Raw genomic sequence first — 14,068 nt, forward strand, 5'->3', positions numbered from 1 at the left:
CACTACTTGAACCAGATGAAGGTGGTCACGATGAACAAAGGCACCAGAATGCCGACCGACCAGGCCATGTAGCCGAAGAAGCTCGGCATGCGCACGCCGCGTTCCTCGGCGATGGCCTTGACCATCATGTTGGGCGCATTGCCGATGTAGCTGTTCGCCCCCATGAACACCGCACCGCCGGAGATGGCCGCCAGCGTCGGTGCCAGCGTGGTCATCAGGGTCTGCGGATGGCCGCCGGCGGTGTTGAAGAACACGAGGTAGGTCGGCGCGTTGTCGAGGAAGGAACTCAACAGCCCCGTGGCCCAGAAATACATGGCCGGGTCGGGCTGGCCGTCGGGCCGGGTGACGGCCGCCACCACCGCGCCGAAGGGGCCGTCGGTGCCCGCGCGCAGCATGGCGATCACCGGAATGATGGTCAGGAAGATGCCGGCGAAGAGTTTGGCCACCTCCTGCATCGGGCCCCAGGAAAACTGGTTGTCGGCATGCACCTTGGCGGGCGTGAGCCACAGCGACAGCAGCGTGACCAGCACCAGCCCGGCGTCGCGCACCAGGCCGGGCAGGCCGACCTCGGTGCCGGCCACGTCGAAGGCCACCGGAGACTTCCACAGGCCGCTGAGCAAGACCAGCACGATGACGGCCAGCAGCAGCAAGAAGTTGAGACCGCCATCGAAGCCGACGCGCCCTGTGTCGGGCGTCGGGTCGGCACGCAGCACGCCTTCCTTGCGGAAATACCAGCTGTCCAGCGCATAGAACAAGGCGAGCAGCACGCCGATCAGGAACAGCGTCTCCTGGAAGATGTGGCTCACCGTCCAGAAGAAATCGATGCCCTTGAGGAAGCCGAGGAACAGCGGCGGGTCGCCCAGCGGCGTGAGCGAGCCGCCGATGTTGGACACGATGAAGATGAAGAAGATCGCCACATGGGCCTTGTGCAGGCGGTTGTCGTTGGCGCGGATCAGCGGGCGGATCAACAGCATCGAGGCGCCGGTCGTGCCCATGAAGCTGGCCAGCACCGCGCCGATGGCCAGGATGGCCGTGTTCAGCCCCGGGCTGCCATGCAGGTTGCCCCGGATGTAGATGCCACCGGCCACGGTGAACAGGGCCGTCAGCAGGATGATGAACGGGATGTACTCCGCCACCAGCGCGTGGACCAGGCTGCTGCCGGCCAGCGCCGGGCCGTAGACGGCGGCGAAGGGCAGCAGGAAGGCCAGCGACCACGCCGCCGCGATCTTGCCGAAGTGGTGGTGCCAGAAGGCCGGCGTCAACAGCGGACACAGCGCGATCGACAGCAGGATGCCGGCGAACGGCACGCCCCAGAGCGCCGACAGCTGCGCGCCCGGCACCTCGGCCGCCAGCGCCAGGCCCGGCGACAACAGCGCCAGCGAAAGTATGGCGCGGCGCATCATGTTGGCGAGGCGATCTCGAAGACCTGGCGCAGGTAGGCCAGGTATTTCTCGTCTTCGCACATGTTCTTCGACGGCGTGTCGGACAGCTTGGCCACCGGCTGGCCGTTGCAGCGCACCATCTTGATGACGATCTGCAGCGGCACGTGCGCCGGCGGATCGCCGAGGTCGTTGGTCAGGTTGGTGCCGATGCCGAAGGCCAGCAGGCAGCGGCCCTGGAACTGGCGGTACAGCTCGATGGTGCGCGGCACGGTGAGGCCGTCGCTGAAGATCAGGGTCTTGGTCAACGGGTCGACGCGGTTGTTGCGGTAGTGCGCGATGAGCCGCTCGCCCCACTGGAACGGGTCGCCGCTGTCGTGCCGCGCGCCGTCGAAGAGCTTGCAGAAATACATGTCGAAGTCGCGCAGGAAGGCGTCCATGCCATAGACGTCGGACAGCGCGATGCCCAGGTCGCCGCGGTATTCCTTGGCCCATGATTCGAAGCCGAACACCTGGCTGTCGCGCAGCCGCGGACCCAGCGCCTGGCAGGCCTGCAGGTATTCATGGGCCATGGTGCCCAGCGGCGTCAGGCCGAGCTTCATGGCGAACAACACGTTGCTGGTGCCCGCGAACTGCCCGCGCGGCCCGGCGCCGAGCCGCGCCACCAGCACGCGCAGCACCTCCTCGTGCCAGGCCTTGCTGAAGCGGCGCCGCGTGCCGTAGTCGGCGATCTTCAGCTCACCCAGGCCCTCGGCATGCAGTTCGCCGATCTTCACGTCGAGCCGCCGCCGGCCTTCGATGAAGTCAGGCACCGTCTGCGTGTTGCGGAAATAGACCTCGTTGATGATGGCCAGCACCGGGATCTCGAACAGGATGGTGTGCAGCCACGGCCCCTTGATCGAGATCTCGATCTCGCCCGAGGGCTGCGGCGTGACCTGGATGTATTTCTCGTTGAGCCGGAACAGGCCGAGGAAATCGATGAAGTCGCTCTTGATGAAGCGCATCGAGCGCAGGTAGGCGAGTTCGGCGTCCTGGAACTGCAGGCTGCACAGCGAGCGGATCTCGTCGCGGATCTCGGCCGCATAGGGCGCGAGTTGCACGCCGGGGTTGCGGCACTTGAACTTGTACTCCACCTGCGCGCCGGGAAACTGGTGCAGCACGACCTGCATCATGGTGAACTTGTAGAGGTCGGTGTCGAGCAGGCTGGTGATGATCATGATGAGGCAGGCTGGGCACTCCGCTTGTCCGGGCGGTAGGCGGTGGACCGTATTTCTGAAGCGCCATTGTGGCATCCCTGGCGGGCAACGAATGTCGGCTTCAGCCTACGCCCCGCAATCGGCGCGTCCTACCACCCGGCCGCGCCGCTCTGCCTACAGTCATCTCACGCCGGAACTGACCACGCAAGACGCGTTGCAGCCGGCGGACATGTACCGCAAAAAAGAAGGAGAGCCATATGAACAGCGATCGCATCGAAGGCAACTGGAAAGAGTTCAAGGGCAAGCTCAAGGAGCAATGGGGCAAGCTGACCGACGACGACCTCGACGTCTTCGAAGGCCGCCGCGACCAGTTGATCGGCCGCATCCAGCAGCGCCACGGCCTGACGCAGGAAGCCGCGGACCGTGAAGTGCTGGATTGGGAGAAGAAGAACCCCAGTTTCTTCTTCGAGAAATCCTGATCCCGCTTCCCAAATCATCTCCATCACAACTTTGACTCTGAAGGAATAACACCATGAATATCAAGAACACTAAGCTCGTCCTCGCCCTCGCCATGTCCCTGGGCTGCGCCACGGGCGCCATGGCCCTGACCTCGGCCGAGCACAAGGCACAGAACGAGCGTATCGAAGCCGACTTCAAGGTCAACCGCGACAAGTGCGGTGCCATGAGCGGCAATGCCAAGGACATCTGCGTCTCCGAAGCCAAGGGCGCCGAGAAGGTCGCCAAGGCCGAAAACGATGCCCAGTACAAGCCCAGCGCCAAGAACGACGTGAAGGTGCGCGAGGCCAAGGCCGACGCCGCCTACGACACGGCCAAGGAAAAGTGCGATGACCTCTCCGGCAACGCCAAGGACGTGTGCGTGAAGGATGCCAAGGCGGCCCACACCGTGGCCCTGGGCAATGCCAAGGTCGCCGAATCGGCGATGAAGGCCAATAACGGCAACACCGCCAAGGTCGCCGAAACCCGCCAGGAAGCCACGGCCGACAACCGCAAGGCGCTGTATGCCGCGGCCAAGGAACGCTGCGACGCCATGAGCGGCAATGCCAAGGACACCTGCATCGCCGACGCCAAGACCAAGTACGGCATGTAACCCATCAGGGAGCGTCGCGCCGGAGCATATCGGCGCGACATCGGATTGAAGGGCGAGAGCCTCTACGCCGTCCAGTGCAGCAATGCCTGGGCGGTTTTTTTACGCCTGCGCTATCTCCGGATCGAGGCGGCCGCGCGGTTTAGGAGCTGCGCCCTAATATGTTGCAGTGCAGCGAAAAGCGCTTGCCAGCCAGGAATCGGTGCCTATAATTCAATCCATGCTGCACTGCAACATAACCGGGTCGGCCGGAAAGATCAGTCGGAGCAGTCCCTAGGTTCCCTTTTTTTATTTACTGGAGATATTGATTATGTTGACCGCAGAACAAATTCTGGCTTCCCACAAAGCAACCGTCGAAACCCTGTTCGGCCTGACCAACAAGGCTTTCGAAGGCGTGGAAAAACTGGTCGAGCTGAACGTGACCGCTTCCAAGGCTGCCCTGTCCGAAGCCGCTTCGCACTCGCAAGCCGTGCTGAGCGTGAAGGACGCGCAAGAGCTGCTGGCCCTGCAAGCCAGCCTGCTGCAGCCTCTGGCCGAGAAGACCGCCGCCTACAGCCGTCACCTGTATGACATCGCCCAAGGCACCGGCACCGAATTCACCAAGGCCATCGAATCGCAAGCTTCCGAAGCTCAGAAGAAGATCGCCGGTCTGGTCGACAGCGCCGTGAAGAACGCGCCTGCCGGTTCCGAATCCGCCGTCGCCGTGATGAAGAGCGCCATGGCCACCGCCAACAACGCTTTCGAATCCGTGCAAAAGGCCGTGAAGCAAGCTTCCGACGTCGCCGAAGCCAACTTCAAGGCTGTGGCCACGACCGCCGTGAACGCTGGCGCCGCTGCCACCAAGAAGCGTTAATTCGCTGCACGACTCGGATTTCAGAGAGTCTCCTCGGGTCCTTTCGTAGCCATCCGGCTCAGGGATCCTTGCAGGGCCCCGTCGCAAGACGGGGCCTTTTTTTGTCTGGCGTCGTCACTCAAGGTCTATTTGCGCCTGGCTTCCATCGCCGTCCTGAGCTGGGGCAAGGCCTGCAGCATGGCCTGCCGGCCCGCTTCGATGGAGCGCAGCCGGGCGTTGAAGTCGGCACTCTGCACGCCCAGGAGACCGGGCCGCACCACCAGGTCGGCGTCGCGCAGTTCGTAGGTGTTGATGCTTTTGCCCATGATGGCGAAGGTCTGCAGCAGGATCTGCAGCGTGTCGCCGGCCAGGTTGCCCTCGGGCGGGCTGGAGATGTCCACCGCGATCACCAGTTCGGCCCCCATCTGCCGCGCATAACGCACCGGCACGGGCGAGACCAGGCCACCGTCCACGTATTCGTGACCCGAAATCTTCACCGGCTGGAACACCGCTGGCACCGCGCTGGAGGCCCGCACGGCCGTACCGGTGTCGCCGCGCTGGAACAGAACGCCCTGTCCGCTGTTGAGGTCGGTGGCAACGATGCCCAGGGGCAGCGGCATGTCCTGGATCAGCTTGCCGCCGAGTTGCGCGTTGACGTAACGCGCCAGCGCCTCGCCGCGCAGCATGCCGCGGCTGAAGATCGGCAGCGTCCAGTCCGTGAATGCGGCCTCTTCCATGGTCTGCGCCACCCGCAGCAGCTGCGCGCCGCTCTTGCCGCTCGCATACAGCGCCGCGACCAGGCTGCCGGCCGAAGTGCCGACCACCAGATCGGGCCGGATGCCGGCCTCCTCGAGCACCTGGATCACGCCCACATGGGCAAAGCCCCGCGCCGCACCGCCGCCGAGCGCCAGGCCGATGCGCGGCGGCCGTAGCGCGGCGCTGGGAATCTGCACCGTGGGCAATGCTGGCGGCGCCACCGGTGGGGTGGACATGCAGCCGGCGAGCGCCGCGCCGGCCAGCAGGGCCGCCACGGCACGGCGAAGGCGCGGCACGGCGGCGGCGGGGAACATGGAAAAAGCGGTTCGCAATCTGGCTCCTGGGAGAACTGGGCGCCTATTCTCGCTCGGCCGATCTAGTTCCCTCCCGGCGCCATGCCGCCGGCGGGCCGTGCTTCGTCGGCGTCGCTATAGTGCAGGTTTGTCCATCGCACCGCAGGGAACATCCGAATGAAAACCAAAGCCGCCGTCGCCTGGAAATCCGGCGCCCCATTGACCATCGAAACCGTCGACCTCGAAGGCCCGAAGTTCGGCGAAGTGCTGGTCGAGATCAAGGCCACCGGCATCTGCCATACCGACTACTACACCCTCTCGGGTGCCGATCCGGAAGGCATCTTCCCCGCCATCCTGGGCCATGAAGGCGCAGGCATCGTGGTCGACGTCGGCCCCGGTGTCACCACCCTCAAGAAGGGTGACCACGTGATTCCGCTCTACACGCCGGAGTGCCGCCAGTGCAAGTTCTGCCTGTCGCGCAAGACCAATCTGTGCCAGCTGATCCGCGGGACCCAGGGCAAGGGCCTGATGCCTGACGCGACGAGCCGCTTCAGCCTCGACGGCCAACCGATCTTCCACTACATGGGCACCAGCACCTTCAGCAACTACACCGTCGCGCCCGAGATCTCGCTGGCCAAGATCCGCGAGGACGCGCCGTTCGACAAGGTCTGCTACATCGGCTGCGGCGTGACCACCGGCATCGGTGCGGTGATCTTCACGGCCAAGGTGGAGGCCGGCGCCAACGTGGTGGTGTTCGGACTGGGCGGGATCGGCCTGAACGTGATCCAGGGCGCGAAGATGGTCGGCGCCGACAAGATCATCGGCGTGGACCTGAACCCCGAGCGCGAAGCCATGGCGCGCCAATTCGGCATGACGCACTTCATCAATCCGAAGAACACCGAGAACGTGGTCGATGCCATCGTGCAATTGACCGACGGCGGTGCCGACTACAGCTTCGAATGCATCGGCAATACCAAGGTGATGCGCCAGGCGCTGGAGTGCACCCACAAGGGCTGGGGCCGCAGCATCATCATCGGCGTGGCCGAAGCCGGCGCCGAGATCAGCACCCGGCCGTTCCAGCTCGTCACCGGCCGCAAGTGGGAAGGCTCGGCCTTCGGCGGCGCGCGCGGCCGCACCGACGTGCCGAAGATCGTCGACTGGTACATGGAAGGCAAGATCAACATCGACGACCTGATCACGCACACCATGCCGCTGGAAGACATCAACAAGGGTTTCGATTTGATGAAAGCTGGCGAGTCGATCCGCGGCGTGGTTCTGTACTGAGCCATGGCTGAAACATTGAAGCTGGTGTCCGAGCACCGCTGCTTCGGCGGCGTGTTGCGCTTCTACGAACATGACTCGCGCGAGATCGGCCTGCCGATGCGCTTTTCGGTGTTCCTGCCGCCGCAGGCCGTGCAACCAGGACAAGGCCCGGTGCCGGCGCTGATGTACCTCGCGGGGCTGACCTGCAACGAAGAAACCTTCATGGTCAAGGCCGGTGCGCAGCGCCTCGCGGCCGAACTCGGCATCGCGTTGATCGCACCTGACACGAGCCCGCGCGGCGCGCAGGTCGAGGGCGAGGGCGCCAGCTGGGACTTTGGCGTCGGCGCCGGTTTCTATCTCGATGCGACCGAAGCCCCCTGGGCCACGCATTGGCGCATGGAAAGTTACCTGATGCAGGAACTGCTGCCGCTGGTGGGTGCCGCGTTGCCGATCGACAGCGAGCGCATCGGCCTGTTCGGCCACTCGATGGGCGGGCATGGCGCGTTGACACTGGCGCTGCGCCACCCCGGCCGCTTCCAGTCGCTGTCGGCCCTGGCGCCGATCTGCGCCCCCACGCAATGCCCGTGGGGCCAGAAGGCCTTCGGCGGCTACCTCGGCGCCGACCAGAGCCGCTGGCTCGAACACGACGCCACGCAACTCATGCGGCACCAGCCGGTCGCGCCCTATCCGCAGGGCATCCTGATCGACCAGGGCCTGGCCGACAAATTCCTGACCGAACAATTGCATCCGCATCTGTTCGAAGCCGCCTGTGAAGGCCTGGGCCAGCCACTCACGCTGCGCCGCCATACGGGCTACGACCACGGCTACTACTTCATCCAGAGCTTCATGGCCGACCATCTGCGCCACCACGCGGCGACGCTGGTGGGCGCCTGAAACGGCGCGAGCCCCAATGAGCGCGTTCGTTCAGAGTCTGCACGAGGTTTTCGAAGGCATGGGCCGCATCCAGGCCCGGCGCATGTTCGGCGGCCATGGCATCTACCATGAAGGCCGCATGTTCGCCCTGGTGGTGCGCGAGACGCTCTATCTCAAGGCAGACGCGCAGACCGCCGGGTTCTTCGATGCGCTGGACTTGCCAGCCTTCAGCTACGAACGCCAGGGCCGGATCACGGCCATGAGTTACCGGCAGGCACCGGCCGATGTCTTCGAGGACCGGTCGGAGGCTGCCTTGTGGGGACGCCGCGCGTGGGAAGCCGCGCTGCGCTCCGGCAAGCCGCCCAAGCCCGGCCGCGCTGCGCCGCCCTCATCGCGCCAAAGCGCGGGCCGATCGACTTAAAGCAGGCTTAATGCCCTCGGCTGGCGCGACAATGGAGGGATGTCCCGGCCCCAGCCCCCTTCCTTCTCCGCAGTCGCGCCCTCCTCCACATCGCCGGCCCAACGGCCCGAACGGCAGCGCCAGTCGCTCTGGCTGATGCTGGCCGCCAGCCTGTGGATCGCCACAGTGTGCAACCTGCCGCTGTGGCGTGAGTTGCTGAAACTGCCCGAGTTGCAGACCGTTCGCGGCCTGTGGTTCGGCCTGTGTTTCGCGGTGATGATCGCCGGCGCCACCACGGCGCTGCTGAGCCTTTTCGCCTGGCGCTGGACGCTCAAGCCGGCGATCACGCTGTTCCTGGTGTCGGCGGCCGCGGGCGGCTATTTCATGATGGCCTACGGCATCGTCATCGACCCGACGATGATGGTCAACGCGCTGCAGACCGACGCCCGAGAAACGCGCGACCTGCTGAATTGGCAGTTCGCGGCCGCCATCGTGGTGCTGGGCATCCTGCCGGCCTGGTGGGCCTGGCGCCAGCCGGTGCGCCGCACGCCGGTGCTGCGGCAGTTGCTGCGCAACCTGCTGAGCTTCGCGCTCGGCCTGGCGGTGCTGATCGGCGCGCTGTTCGCCGTGTTCCAGGACATGTCGTCCTTGATGCGCAACCACACCCAGCTGCGCTACCTCATCAATCCGCTGAACTCCTTCTACGCCCTGGGCAAGGTGGCCGCCAAGCCCTTCGAACGCGACAACACCAGGATCCTGCCGCTCGGTCAGGACGCCCGGATCGCCGACGCGACGGACACGGCCAGCAAGCCGCCCTTGCTGTTGCTGGTGCTCGGCGAGACCGGCCGTAGCGGCAACTTCGCCCTGAACGGCTATGCGCGGCCGACCACGCCCGGCCTGTCCGCCCTGGCCGCCCGGCCGGACGAGCGCCTGACCAGCTTCCGCAACGCCTGGTCCTGCGGCACCAACACCGCGGCCTCGGTGCCGTGCATGTTCTCGCACCTCGGCCGGACCGCCTTCGAAGACCGCAAGGCCAACTACGAAGGCCTGATGGACGTGCTTTCGCGCAGTGGCATGGCGGTGCTGTGGATCGACAACCAGTCGGGCTGCAAGGGGGCCTGCGACCGCATACCCAACGTCAGCACCACGCAGTTGCAGGATCCCGCGCTGTGCAGCGAGGGAGAATGTTTCGACGACATCATGCTCAAGGACCTGGACGGCCGCATCAAGGCCCTGCCCGCCGAGCGCCGCGCCAAAGGCGTGGTGGTGGTGTTGCACCAGATGGGCAGCCATGGCCCGGCGTATTACAAGCGCACGCCGACGGCGTTCAAGAAGTTCATGCCCGAATGCACCAGCAACGCGCTGCAGGAATGTTCGCCCGCGCAACTGGTGAATGCCTACGACAACACCATCTTCTACACCGACCACTTCCTGAGTTCGGCCGTCGACTGGCTCAAGACGCAGGAAACGGCGTCGGCACCGGCCATGATGTATGTGGCCGACCATGGCGAATCGCTCGGCGAGAACAACATCTACCTGCACGGCATGCCCTACAACATCGCGCCGGACGTACAGAAACACGTGCCGTGGATCACCTGGCTGTCGCCGGCCTTCGAGGCCCGCAGCCGCATCAGCACCGGCTGCCTGCAAAAACGCGCCGACGAGCGCATCAGCCACGACAACTACTTCCATTCGGTGCTGGGCATGTTGGGCGTGCAGACCGCGGTCTACCAGCCGGCACTCGACCTGTTCGCGCCCTGTACCGACCGGCAGGCCGCGGCAACGAAAAGCCCCTGACCGCCGTCAGAACAGCGATGCCTGGCCGAGCAGGCTCGCCGGGCGGAACAGGTCCAGCCTGGGTTCGTGCCGCACGCGGTTCATGCCGAGCCGGGCGCAGGCTTTCTCGAACCGCTGGCGGATGAGGTCGGCCCACAGGCCCGTGCCCTTCATGCGCGTGGCGAAATTCGCATCGTAGTCCTTGCCGCTCTGCCGTTGGGCATCGCTGACGCCGTGCATGTCCTGCACCCGAGCCATGATACGGTCGGCGCGCTGGGGGTAGTGCAGTTCGAGCCACTGCCGGAACAGCGGACTCACCTCCCAGGGCAGGCGCAGCACGGTATAGAAAGCCGAACGCGCGCCGGCATCGAAGGCGGCGGCCAGCACCTGCTCCATGTCGTCGTTCACGAAAGGGATCTGCGGTGCCACGCTCACGCCGACGGGGATGCCGGCCTCGGCCAGCATGCGGATGGTACGCAGCCGCCGGTAGGGCGCGGCCGCCCGCGGCTCCAGCTTGCGTGCCAGTTCGCCGTCGAGCGTGGTCACCGTGATATACACCGCGGCCAGGTGCTGCGCCGCCATCGGCGCGAGCAGATCGATGTCGCGCTCCACACCGCTGCCCTTGGTGACGATGGCCACCGGGTGCCGGCAGCGCACCAGCACCTCGATGGCCGCGCGCGTGAGGCCGAGTTCGCGCTCGATGGGCTGGTAGCCGTCGGTCACCGTGCCGATGGCGATCAGGCGCGGCTCGTAGCGCGGCGCCAGCAGTTCACTTGCCATGACTTCGGCGAGGTTGCGCTTGGCGATCAGCCGGGTTTCGAAGTCAAGGCCGGGTGAAAGATTCAGGTAGCTGTGGGTCGGCCGCGCGTAGCAGTAGATGCAGCCGTGCTCGCAGCCGCGATAGGGATTGAGCCCGTAGTCGAAGTAGATGTCGGGCGAACTGTTGCGGGTGATGGCGCTTTTCACGTCCTCGAAGCGCACCTCGGTCTGCGGCGCCGAGGCCTCTTCCTGGTCCTTCTCCGAATCCTCCAGCGTGCCCCAGCCGTCGTCGAACGCGCCGCGCTGCTCACGCTCGAAACGGTGCGCCAGCCGGGTGGCCGCGCCGCGGCCCTTGAGGGCGTGCAGGGGAATGTGGGCGTCGCTCATGAAGTACTGTTGTTAATCACAGTATTCCACGATCAAACCAGGGCGTCAACCGCCCCGCGAAAATCCTGCGTCAGCCGACCAGCATCTGCATGCTGTTCTCATAGTCCTCGGTCAACTGCTCGAAGACATCGAGCACACCTTCGCTCGCTGCAGCGAGCTGTCCGATCGCCGCGCCGCCACCCTGGAGGCCGTCGGTCGCCACCACCATGTGCCGCCAGTGCGAAGCACCGGTTTCCAGCGAGGCGCGGATGCCGGTGGAGGTGAGCGGGATGCCGTTCAAGAAGCTCAATGCCTGTTCGAAGGCCGTGCGCGCCTCCAGCAGGCCGGCCTGGTTGCGCGCGGCCACGCCGCCGCCGGCACCGACCGCACCCATGGCGCCGAGCAGCGCGTACTTGGCGTAGCGTTGCGACCACATGCGCTGGCGCGCCACCACGTTGAGCACGTGCAAGGGCGGCGCGGCACCGGCGTGTTCGAGGTCGTTGGTCAGGCGCTCGGCGTCGTCGAGCAGGCGCTCGGCCAGGCTGTCCACGCGCATCACCTGGCGCGCATCGATGCCGCCTTGCGGATCGAGCGCGGCCTTGAGCTCGCCCCAGCCCCGCACCACCTGACCCAGCAGGTCGCCGAAGGTGGGTTTGGAAAGGGTCTTGCCCAGACCGGCGATGTTGGCCTCGATGCGTTGCACCGAATCCTGCAGCAGCGGCTGCGCCTGTTGCCCAGCGCCGGCGATCTGCAGCAACTGCAGCTTGACCAGCCGTTGCGACAGCATGCGCAACTGGCCCGCGCGGTTCACCGCATCGGCGAAACGCGCGGAGTGGATGATCTGCTGCGAGACCTGGCCGAGCCGCTGGTTGGTGTGCATGGACGCCGTGCGCAGGATCTGGAAGGCGTCGTCGTCCGACACCTGGCGCGCATGCATCAGGATGCCCTTGGCGCGGTCCACCATCTTGCGTTCCTCGAAGCGGTTGGCCAGGTCGGCGAGTTGCGTCTGCAGCGCGCGCTCGCGCTTGAAGCGTGCCTGCGCGATGTGGATCAGCGGCCGCAGCCGGTGCGCGCCATAGCCGTTGACCACGTAGGCATGGATGCCGGACTCGGCGGCGCGCGCGATGTGCTCCACCCCCGCGTCGTTGGTGAACACGATCACCGGGCACGGCGCGGTGTCGGCGATGGCCTGCGTGGTCCTGAACAGCAGGTCGCTGGGCAGCGGATCCAGGCAGATCACCACATCTGGTGCATGGCGCACCACTTCCTGCACCAATTTGCTGCGATCGATGCTGGCGCCGAGCACCTGGATGCCCGCGGCCTCCAGGTCGGCCACCAGGGGATGCGGTCCTTTCGTGGCCTCCAGGCCGTGCAGGTCGACAAGGGCAGAAATCATGGGGGAAATTCGTGGCTTTCAGAGGGAAAAGGACATTCGACTAGAGGCTGTACGCAAGTCGCGCACCATCTTTGCGGCCGTGCTGGCGAGGCAGTGGCAATGATATGGCATGGCTTTTGCTGAGCTTTCCCTGAACGCGACGCAGCGTTCGGTCTTTGCCCCAGCACCGCGGGCCAGCGCACAACGAAGTGCGCGAATGGTGTGCCTCACCCTCCGGCTCGAACGCAGCCGGCCCCGGAGTCGCCATGTTGTTTTCCTCCCCCACCGTCAATGCCACCGGCCCGAAGGCCAACCGCATCGACCTGTTCTCGTTTTCCACGCCGCAGATGCGGGCCTTTCACGTCACCTGGCTGGCCTTCTTCGTGTGCTTCTTCGCGTGGTTCGCGGCGGCACCGCTCATGCCGCTGATCCGCGCCGAATTTGGCCTCACCAAGGACCAGATCGCCAACATCAACATCGCCTCGGTGGCGGTGACGATCCTGGTGCGGCTCATCATCGGCCCGCTGTGCGACAAATACGGCCCGCGCCGCACCTACACCTGGCTGCTGCTGGTCGGCGCCCTGCCGGTGTTCGGGCTGGCGTTCGCCAAGTCATACGAAGTGTTCCTGTTCTTCCGCCTGTGCATCGGCGCGATCGGCGCTTCCTTCGTCATCACGCAGTACCACACGAGCGTGATGTTCGCACCGAACGTGGTCGGCACGGCCAACGCCACCGTGGGCGGCTGGGGCAATGCCGGCGGCGGCGCCGCGCAGAGCCTGATGCCGCTGGTGGTGGCGGCGGTGCTGAGCCTCGGCGTGGAGCAGGCCTTTGGCTGGCGCGTGGCGATGTTCGTGCCCGGCGTGGCGATGGTGGTGATGGCCTTCGTCTATGCGCGCTACACGCAGGACACGCCGCAGGGCGACATCGTCGACCTGCGCGCCAGGGGCATCCAGATCGAAGGCGGCAAGAAGGGTGGCATGGCCATCTTCCTGCAGGCCTGCCGCAACTACCGCGTGTGGATGCTGGCCGCCACCTACGGCGCCTGCTTCGGCGTGGAGATCTTCATCCACAACATCGCGGCCAGCTACTACGTGGACCGCTTCGGCCTGTCGATCGCCAACGCCGGCTTCGCCGCCGGCATCTTCGGCGCGCTGGCGCTGTTCGCCCGTGCGCTCGGCGGCATCGCCAGCGACCGCATCGCCGCGCGCCGCGGCCTGGACGGCCGAACGCTGCTGCTGTTCGGCCTGATGCTCGGCGAAGGCATCGGCCTGGTGCTGTTCAGCAAGGCCGACAGCGTGGCGCTGGCGATCGGCGCGATGGCGCTGTTCGGCCTGTTCACGCACATGGCCTGCGGCGCCACCTATGCGGTCATGCCCTTCGTCGACCGCAAGGCCCTGGGCGGCGTGGCCGGGCTGATCGGCGCCGGCGGCAACATCGGCGCGGTGGCCGCGGGCTTCCTGAACAAGGCGACCGACACGCCGCAACAAACCCTCTTGATCCTCGGCCTGATCGTGGCCGGCACTTCTTTGTGCGCGATCTCCGTGAGATTCTCTGCACAGCACAAATCCGCCGAGCAGAAGCTGCTGGACGCGGCGCTGGCCATGCGCCGCACGGAAACCGACCTGGCCCCGGCCCCCCGCGCCACGACTGGCCTGGCCTGACACCGCATCGCCGCCCGGCACGCCCTGGAGCTAC

The 14,068-nt window shown here is 65.9% G+C and carries 13 protein-coding genes; 8 read left to right on the plus strand and 5 right to left on the minus strand.

Going from position 1 to position 14,068, the window contains the following annotated elements; genetic code table 11:
* Window positions 1-2 precede the first annotated feature (2 nt).
* Together RD110_RS16320 and pncB are read right to left on the minus strand one after the other, a co-directional pair.
* The gene (locus RD110_RS16320) at window positions 3-1,403 is read right to left on the minus strand and encodes a sodium:proton antiporter (RefSeq protein WP_394329417.1); all 1,401 of its coding nucleotides are present in this window, start codon (window positions 1,401-1,403) and stop codon (window positions 3-5) included.
* Window positions 1,400-2,596 (minus strand): nicotinate phosphoribosyltransferase, encoded by a 1,197-nt coding sequence (gene pncB, locus RD110_RS16325; protein WP_076200450.1) that lies wholly within the window; start codon window positions 2,594-2,596, stop codon window positions 1,400-1,402. The genes RD110_RS16320 and pncB overlap by 4 nt, the downstream gene beginning before the upstream one ends.
* 236 nt (window positions 2,597-2,832) lie before the next feature.
* Here pncB and RD110_RS16330 point away from each other — a divergent pair, with 236 nt between their 5' ends.
* The 3 genes from RD110_RS16330 (at window position 2,833) to phaP (ending at window position 4,533) form a co-directional block, all read left to right on the plus strand.
* Window positions 2,833-3,054 carry a CsbD family protein gene (locus RD110_RS16330; protein ID WP_076200451.1) on the plus strand — a complete coding sequence of 74 codons (222 nt, stop codon included), beginning with the start codon at window positions 2,833-2,835 and terminating at the stop codon, window positions 3,052-3,054.
* Between the two features lie 59 nt (window positions 3,055-3,113).
* Window positions 3,114-3,683: a hypothetical protein gene (locus RD110_RS16335; protein WP_076205125.1), complete on the plus strand. Its 570-nt coding sequence runs from the start codon at window positions 3,114-3,116 to the stop codon at window positions 3,681-3,683.
* 304 nt (window positions 3,684-3,987) lie between these two features.
* Complete coding sequence (gene phaP / locus RD110_RS16340; RefSeq protein WP_076205128.1) at window positions 3,988-4,533, plus strand: TIGR01841 family phasin; 546 nt, start codon at window positions 3,988-3,990, stop codon at window positions 4,531-4,533.
* A gap of 125 nt (window positions 4,534-4,658) precedes the next feature.
* Here phaP and RD110_RS16345 read toward each other — a convergent pair whose 3' ends face one another.
* Window positions 4,659-5,582, minus strand: coding sequence for a patatin-like phospholipase family protein (locus RD110_RS16345; RefSeq protein ID WP_083686313.1), 924 nt, complete (start codon window positions 5,580-5,582; stop codon window positions 4,659-4,661).
* A gap of 156 nt (window positions 5,583-5,738) precedes the next feature.
* Here RD110_RS16345 and RD110_RS16350 point away from each other — a divergent pair, with 156 nt between their 5' ends.
* Genes RD110_RS16350 through RD110_RS16365 form a run of 4 tightly spaced genes read left to right on the plus strand, consistent with a single transcriptional unit; the run spans window position 5,739 to window position 9,894 of the window.
* Window positions 5,739-6,845, plus strand: coding sequence for an S-(hydroxymethyl)glutathione dehydrogenase/class III alcohol dehydrogenase (locus tag RD110_RS16350; protein WP_076200452.1), 1,107 nt, complete (start codon window positions 5,739-5,741; stop codon window positions 6,843-6,845).
* A gap of 3 nt (window positions 6,846-6,848) precedes the next feature.
* The gene (gene fghA, locus RD110_RS16355; RefSeq protein WP_076200453.1) at window positions 6,849-7,718 is read left to right on the plus strand and encodes an S-formylglutathione hydrolase; all 870 of its coding nucleotides are present in this window, start codon (window positions 6,849-6,851) and stop codon (window positions 7,716-7,718) included.
* Between the two features lie 16 nt (window positions 7,719-7,734).
* Window positions 7,735-8,118 (plus strand): TfoX/Sxy family protein, encoded by a 384-nt coding sequence (locus tag RD110_RS16360; protein WP_076200454.1) that lies wholly within the window; start codon window positions 7,735-7,737, stop codon window positions 8,116-8,118.
* 39 nt (window positions 8,119-8,157) lie between these two features.
* Entirely contained in the window at window positions 8,158-9,894 is a 1,737-nt protein-coding gene (locus RD110_RS16365; RefSeq protein WP_076200455.1) for a phosphoethanolamine transferase, read from the plus strand.
* A gap of 6 nt (window positions 9,895-9,900) precedes the next feature.
* Here RD110_RS16365 and RD110_RS16370 read toward each other — a convergent pair whose 3' ends face one another.
* Together RD110_RS16370 and RD110_RS16375 are read right to left on the minus strand one after the other, a co-directional pair.
* Window positions 9,901-11,019: a PA0069 family radical SAM protein gene (locus RD110_RS16370; protein ID WP_076200456.1), complete on the minus strand. Its 1,119-nt coding sequence runs from the start codon at window positions 11,017-11,019 to the stop codon at window positions 9,901-9,903.
* 70 nt (window positions 11,020-11,089) lie between these two features.
* Complete coding sequence (locus RD110_RS16375; RefSeq protein ID WP_076200457.1) at window positions 11,090-12,394, minus strand: ANTAR domain-containing protein; 1,305 nt, start codon at window positions 12,392-12,394, stop codon at window positions 11,090-11,092.
* Between the two features lie 245 nt (window positions 12,395-12,639).
* On the opposite strand from RD110_RS16375, the gene RD110_RS16380 reads away from it, so the two are divergent.
* Complete coding sequence (locus tag RD110_RS16380) at window positions 12,640-14,034, plus strand: MFS transporter (RefSeq protein WP_076200458.1); 1,395 nt, start codon at window positions 12,640-12,642, stop codon at window positions 14,032-14,034.
* The last annotated feature ends 34 nt before the right edge of the window (window positions 14,035-14,068 follow it).

Source organism: Rhodoferax koreense (assembly GCF_001955695.1).
Lineage (GTDB): Bacteria > Pseudomonadota > Gammaproteobacteria > Burkholderiales > Burkholderiaceae_C > Rhodoferax_B > Rhodoferax_B koreensis.

Bases quoted from the DNA above. Each gene is read 5' to 3' on its own strand.
- RD110_RS16320 (WP_394329417.1), bottom strand. From the start codon at position 1,403: ATGATGCGCCGCGCCATACTTTCGCTGGCGCTGTTGTCGCCGGGCCTG.
- pncB (WP_076200450.1), bottom strand. From the start codon at position 2,596: ATGATCATCACCAGCCTGCTCGACACCGACCTCTACAAGTTCACCATG.
- RD110_RS16330 (WP_076200451.1), top strand. From the start codon at position 2,833: ATGAACAGCGATCGCATCGAAGGCAACTGGAAAGAGTTCAAGGGCAAG.
- RD110_RS16345 (WP_083686313.1), bottom strand. From the start codon at position 5,582: ATGTTCCCCGCCGCCGCCGTGCCGCGCCTTCGCCGTGCCGTGGCGGCC.
- RD110_RS16350 (WP_076200452.1), top strand. From the start codon at position 5,739: ATGAAAACCAAAGCCGCCGTCGCCTGGAAATCCGGCGCCCCATTGACC.
- fghA (WP_076200453.1), top strand. From the start codon at position 6,849: ATGGCTGAAACATTGAAGCTGGTGTCCGAGCACCGCTGCTTCGGCGGC.
- RD110_RS16360 (WP_076200454.1), top strand. From the start codon at position 7,735: ATGAGCGCGTTCGTTCAGAGTCTGCACGAGGTTTTCGAAGGCATGGGC.
- RD110_RS16365 (WP_076200455.1), top strand. From the start codon at position 8,158: ATGTCCCGGCCCCAGCCCCCTTCCTTCTCCGCAGTCGCGCCCTCCTCC.
- RD110_RS16370 (WP_076200456.1), bottom strand. From the start codon at position 11,019: ATGAGCGACGCCCACATTCCCCTGCACGCCCTCAAGGGCCGCGGCGCG.
- RD110_RS16375 (WP_076200457.1), bottom strand. From the start codon at position 12,394: ATGATTTCTGCCCTTGTCGACCTGCACGGCCTGGAGGCCACGAAAGGA.
- RD110_RS16380 (WP_076200458.1), top strand. From the start codon at position 12,640: ATGTTGTTTTCCTCCCCCACCGTCAATGCCACCGGCCCGAAGGCCAAC.